The sequence below is a fragment of the Citrobacter sp. wls718 genome, from assembly GCF_005280945.1.
GTDB lineage: Bacteria > Pseudomonadota > Gammaproteobacteria > Enterobacterales > Enterobacteriaceae > Citrobacter > Citrobacter gillenii.
On the sequence record NZ_SZWV01000016.1, the window covers coordinates 1 to 4,833 of the forward strand.

The 4,833-nt window shown below is 47.4% G+C and carries 6 protein-coding genes; 2 read left to right on the forward strand and 4 right to left on the reverse strand.

Going from position 1 to position 4,833, the window contains the following annotated elements:
* Window positions 1-122 precede the first annotated feature (122 nt).
* From FDW95_RS02925 to FDW95_RS02940, 4 genes are all read right to left on the reverse strand, one after another.
* Window positions 123-1,148 carry a hypothetical protein gene (locus FDW95_RS02925; RefSeq protein WP_115258435.1) on the reverse strand — a complete coding sequence of 342 codons (1,026 nt, stop codon included), beginning with the start codon at window positions 1,146-1,148 and terminating at the stop codon, window positions 123-125.
* 64 nt (window positions 1,149-1,212) lie between these two features.
* Window positions 1,213-1,410, reverse strand: coding sequence for a hypothetical protein (locus FDW95_RS02930; RefSeq protein WP_115258436.1), 198 nt, complete (start codon window positions 1,408-1,410; stop codon window positions 1,213-1,215).
* Between the two features lie 142 nt (window positions 1,411-1,552).
* Window positions 1,553-1,765: a hypothetical protein gene (locus tag FDW95_RS02935; RefSeq protein WP_115258437.1), complete on the reverse strand. Its 213-nt coding sequence runs from the start codon at window positions 1,763-1,765 to the stop codon at window positions 1,553-1,555.
* 11 nt (window positions 1,766-1,776) lie between these two features.
* Window positions 1,777-2,106 carry a hypothetical protein gene (locus tag FDW95_RS02940; RefSeq protein WP_115258438.1) on the reverse strand — a complete coding sequence of 110 codons (330 nt, stop codon included), beginning with the start codon at window positions 2,104-2,106 and terminating at the stop codon, window positions 1,777-1,779.
* Between the two features lie 598 nt (window positions 2,107-2,704).
* On the opposite strand from FDW95_RS02940, the gene FDW95_RS02945 reads away from it, so the two are divergent.
* Together FDW95_RS02945 and FDW95_RS23400 are read left to right on the forward strand one after the other, a co-directional pair.
* Entirely contained in the window at window positions 2,705-4,048 is a 1,344-nt protein-coding gene (locus FDW95_RS02945; RefSeq protein ID WP_137363408.1) for a VOC family protein, read from the forward strand.
* Window positions 4,049-4,241: 193 nt separating this feature from the next.
* Window positions 4,242-4,833 (forward strand): glucan biosynthesis protein (locus tag FDW95_RS23400; protein ID WP_249358885.1); only part of this gene is annotated, 592 nt, incomplete at its 3' end.

Consider the following 4,833-nt stretch of genomic DNA (forward strand, 5'->3'; position numbering starts at 1 on the left):
TGGAGATTCAGGGGGCCAGTCTATTAAGCATCATTTGCAATATCTCCATTCACAAATTTATTTCCACTAAAAAAAAGGCCGGATTTCTCCAGCCCTAATGTTGTATAAAACAGTGCTTTTAGTTAGATATTCCAATACAAGATGACACTATCACCGTGTTTATCGTTGTACACAGTAGTAACATTTGCTGGAGTAGGATCGACAGCAGGTGTTACATCGGCTGCTGGTGCTACATGAATAACAACCGGAGTTGGCTGTGGTACAACAGGAGTCAGTGGAACAACGTGAATCACCACAGGAGTTGGTGCAGGTGGTGTAATGTCAGTGATCGTTTTCACTGTACCAGTTTTCAGGTTGGCAACTTTCTCAGCATAGTGAGCTGGACCATACATGCCGACAGTTGCAATACCCAGCGTATTCACTGAACGTTCAAAGCCATACTCACCATAGGTGGCAACATGCTTGTTATAACCAATACCAGCCTGCTCATTGCCCACATAACCTTGCATGTGGACAGTTACGCCAGTATCGTCACGAACCGCTACCGTACGGCTACGGAAGTCTGGTGCGATTGCTGTCTGAGCAACACGAGTCATGTCACCAGATTTCAGCATGTGGTTAACGACGCCAGCATTTGCTACATCGTTATATGCTTTCACTGTCCCAATCGCAGTGTCGCCGTCTTTGGTAGCATGAACACTCAGACCACCAATACCGTCAGCATAGCTACGAATACTCACATGAGATACTTCACCGTTAGTGATGGCTTTAGTGTGAGAACGCATATCAGCAGACACAACTGTAGAAGTTTCACGAGTTATATCACCAATGGTGGTGGTAGTTGTGCCCATGAAAGTGCCGTCTTTAAAAGACGCGGTATGAGTGGTATGGTCTGCAATGTTCTGAGCAACAGGATGATCGCTCATGTTGATAGAACCTTTAGAGAAGCCAGTGAATCCGCCACTAGCGTTCATACGCCCTGCCAGTTTACCACCGAAGGAGTGGCTACCAAACGCATGACCAATATTACCACCATGACCATGACCACCAAAGTTGTGACCACCCATTCCGCCATGACCACCATGACCATGAGCAAAAGCAGACATTGGAAGAACAATTAACATTGCAACCACTGATTTCTTAAACATTATGAAAACTCCATTTAGGATTAATAGGGTGCTATCATCATTAATTCTTTATTTATCGTTTTATTTATCGTATGCCGTCTTTCACATAAGTAATTGAAGCTGTGATAGCCATAAGAGCACCAACCCAAACAGCAGGAATGAAAGCAATTAGAGCAATAAATCCCGCGCCTAAACCAGCCATATAAAATTGATCGTCTGTCAGCCAAGCTAACCACCAATAAACACGATCACTTCCATATTCCATGAACATAATAAAGCTCACGAGAACAAACCAGCCTCCAACTTCAAATCCTCTGTTGAGATTTATTTATATAGAAACTCTTGAACAATATTAATTGCTTATTCACTTGGTGCTTTAGTTTTACCTTGTATATCAACATAAGTTAGAACTTGTCCATTATGTTCTACATAGGCGTGATCAGAGTGGTTATCAGTGAGTTAGTCAGATTTTCTTCCTTCTTATCTTGAATAAGTACAGTTGCATTGTGCAGATAGGTTTCTGTCATTCCGTCATCATATGAGATAAACACATCTTCAATAATTTGCCAAAAAGCGACCACAAAAAGATTGATAAATGAAACAGGATGAATAGCAACATCACCCGCTATCACATTCATTGTGTACACCTCTACAACATTACGGCTGCTGTAGCTGAAATCATGTCTATCATCTGTTTTTCGATGCGAACAAGATCAGCTAACAGGGCAGCATAACGACGGTATTCACCAACAGGAAGATTAAACACAATATCCATTTCTCCTCGTTCTTGACACGCATTGAAGGAAGCAACAACGTATTCAAAACCACGCTTATCAGTAGCTGCACGAATGGCCCCTTGCACTTGCTTTATGTTTGACTCTGTTACCTTAATCATTGCATGGCATTCAAAGTTAGCCGTCATCAGTGACGGGGGAAGTGCATTATCAATAAACACAAAAGCAAACACAATGATAAACATAGTGAAGCATATGATATGAGCACGAATGGCTAATTGTGGTTGATATGTGTTCTATTTTAAGTGCCATTCATGCTCTGCATAATTGTTAACTTTCAATGGGTAAATCAACGGGTAAACCACGGAGGTATTGAGTGGTGCGTTCCCGCGTATTGTGTTAGCCAGTATGTGATGGCAATGAGGCATGTAGTACGAGGAGGGTTTTATAACGCGTGAGTTATTTACAAGTAAATCTATACCCACCTGTGTATGATATGGACTACTCAATACACAACATACAAGAGGCATGCACATAACATAGGGTGCGTGTTGCTAAGTGTGTGATATGTCTACGATGAAGTGATAACAGGAGATTATCACGGTGAGAGAACGAGATAGTTTAGCAAGAGTGATCGATTACCTGTAGGCCATGTCACAGGGTAGGGTACACTGAATCGCCTCGTGTTTTCTATGATTCCAGTGTGACCCGCATGATTGCTGGATCTTTAATGTCTCCGTGCTTATCAAAAGTTTGGGTGCTAATCACAGATTGTAAATTCTTCCCACCGGACTCGGTAGCGTTCTCTACACTCCAGGTAATATTCACTGGAGGCATGACATTATGGCGAACACCATCACGGCAGATGAGATTCGGGAACAATTTTCGCAGGTAATGTCAGCAATGTACCAGCAGGAAGTCCCGCAGTACGGCACGTTGCTGGAACTTGTCGCTGATGTGAATCTGGCGGTACTGGAAAATAACCCGACGCTGCATGAAAAACTGGCCAATGCGGATGAGTTAGCGCGTCTTAACGTTGAGCGCCACGGTGCGATCCGGGTAGGGACCGCGCAGGAACTGTCCACGCTGCGGCGGATGTTTGCCATTATGGGCATGTACCCGGTCAGCTATTACGATCTCTCCCAGGCGGGCGTTCCCGTCCATTCCACGGCGTTTCGCCCCATCGATGATGCTTCGCTTTCGCGTAATCCGTTTCGGGTGTTTACCTCGCTATTGCGTCTCGAGTTGATCGATAACGTAACATTACGCCAGCGGGCTGCGGATATTCTCGCAAAACGCGATATTTTTACGCGCCGTTGCCACGAATTACTGGACGAGTTTGATGCGCAGGGTAGTTTTACATCTGCCCTGGCTCAGGAATTTGTGCATGAAGCATTGGAAACCTTCCGCTGGCATCAGCATGCTACGGTAGATGAAGAGACCTATCACGCGCTACACAACGAACATCGACTGATTGCTGATGTGGTGTGTTTCCCCGGTTGCCACATCAACCACCTGACGCCACGCACGCTGGATATCGACCGTGTGCAGTCGATGATGCCGGAATGTGGCATTGAACCGAAAATCCTTATTGAAGGGCCGCCGCGTCGCGAGGTGCCTATTCTGCTGCGCCAGACCAGCTTTAAAGCGCTGGAGGAGGCGGTGCTGTTTGCCGGTGAAATGCGTGGTACGCACACTGCACGTTTTGGCGAGATTGAACAGCGCGGCGTGGCGCTGACCCCAAAAGGCAGGCAGTTATATGATGAACTTCTGAGTCACGCGGGAACGGGTAAAGACAACCTGACGCACCAGCTACATCTTCAGGAGGTGTTTAAAGCCTTCCCTGACAGTGAGTTTTTGCTACGCCAGCAGGGGCTGGCCTGGTTCCGCTATCGACTAACGCCGTCGGGCGAGGCGCATCGTCAGGCGATCCGACCGGAGGATGACCCGCAGCCGCTGATCGAACGAGGCTGGCTGGTGGCTCAACCGATCACCTACGAAGATTTCTTACCGGTGAGCGCTGCGGGCATTTTCCAGTCTAATCTGGGCAATGAAACCCAGGCGCGCAGTCATGGTAACGCCAGTCGGGATGCGTTTGAACAGGCGCTGGGCTGTGCGGTTTATGATGAGTTTGTGCTGTATCGGGAGGCTGAAGAGCGCAGTAAACGGCGCTGTGGTTTACTTTAATGGAATTTACACGGGATTCGGTCTGTTCCCATCGACATAATATATTTTCGATTTTGTACAGATAATCGGCGACCAACAATTGGATTATTAATGAATTTTGTCTAGAGTGAGCGGTCAGAAATGTGCACTCTCTTGCCGCAGATTTTGACCGGCGCGGGACCATTCACACGACCAGAAGGACTTACTTTCAGGCATGAATCGTAGACGATTTATTAAAGGTTCAATGGCAATGGCCGCCGTGTGCGGAACCAGTGGTATTGCATCACTCTTTTCCCGTGCTGCCTATGCGGCAGAGTCTGACATTGCAGACGGAAAAACCGTACGTTTTGATTTTTCCGTACTGCAATCAATGGCCCATGATTTGGCACAAAAACCGTGGGGCGGTGCGCCGCGCGCGTTGCCGGATACGCTGGCGAAACTCACGCCTCAGGCTTACAACAGTATTCAGTACGACGCCGAGCAGTCGCTGTGGAATAACGTTGAAAATCGTCAGCTGGACGCGCAGTTTTTCCATGTCGGCATGGGGTTTCGTCGCCGCGTGCGCATGTTCTCGGTTGATGACAGTACGCATCTGGCGCGTGAGATCCACTTCCGCCCTGAACTGTTCAAATACAACGATGCGGGCGTAGATACCAAACAGCTCGAAGGGCAAACCGATCTCGGGTTCGCTGGTTTCCGCGTGTTTAAAGCGCCGGAACTGGCCCGTCGCGATGTGGTTTCTTTCCTCGGTGCCAGCTATTTCCGCGCCGTCGATGACACCTATCAGTACGGTTTGTCGGCGCGTG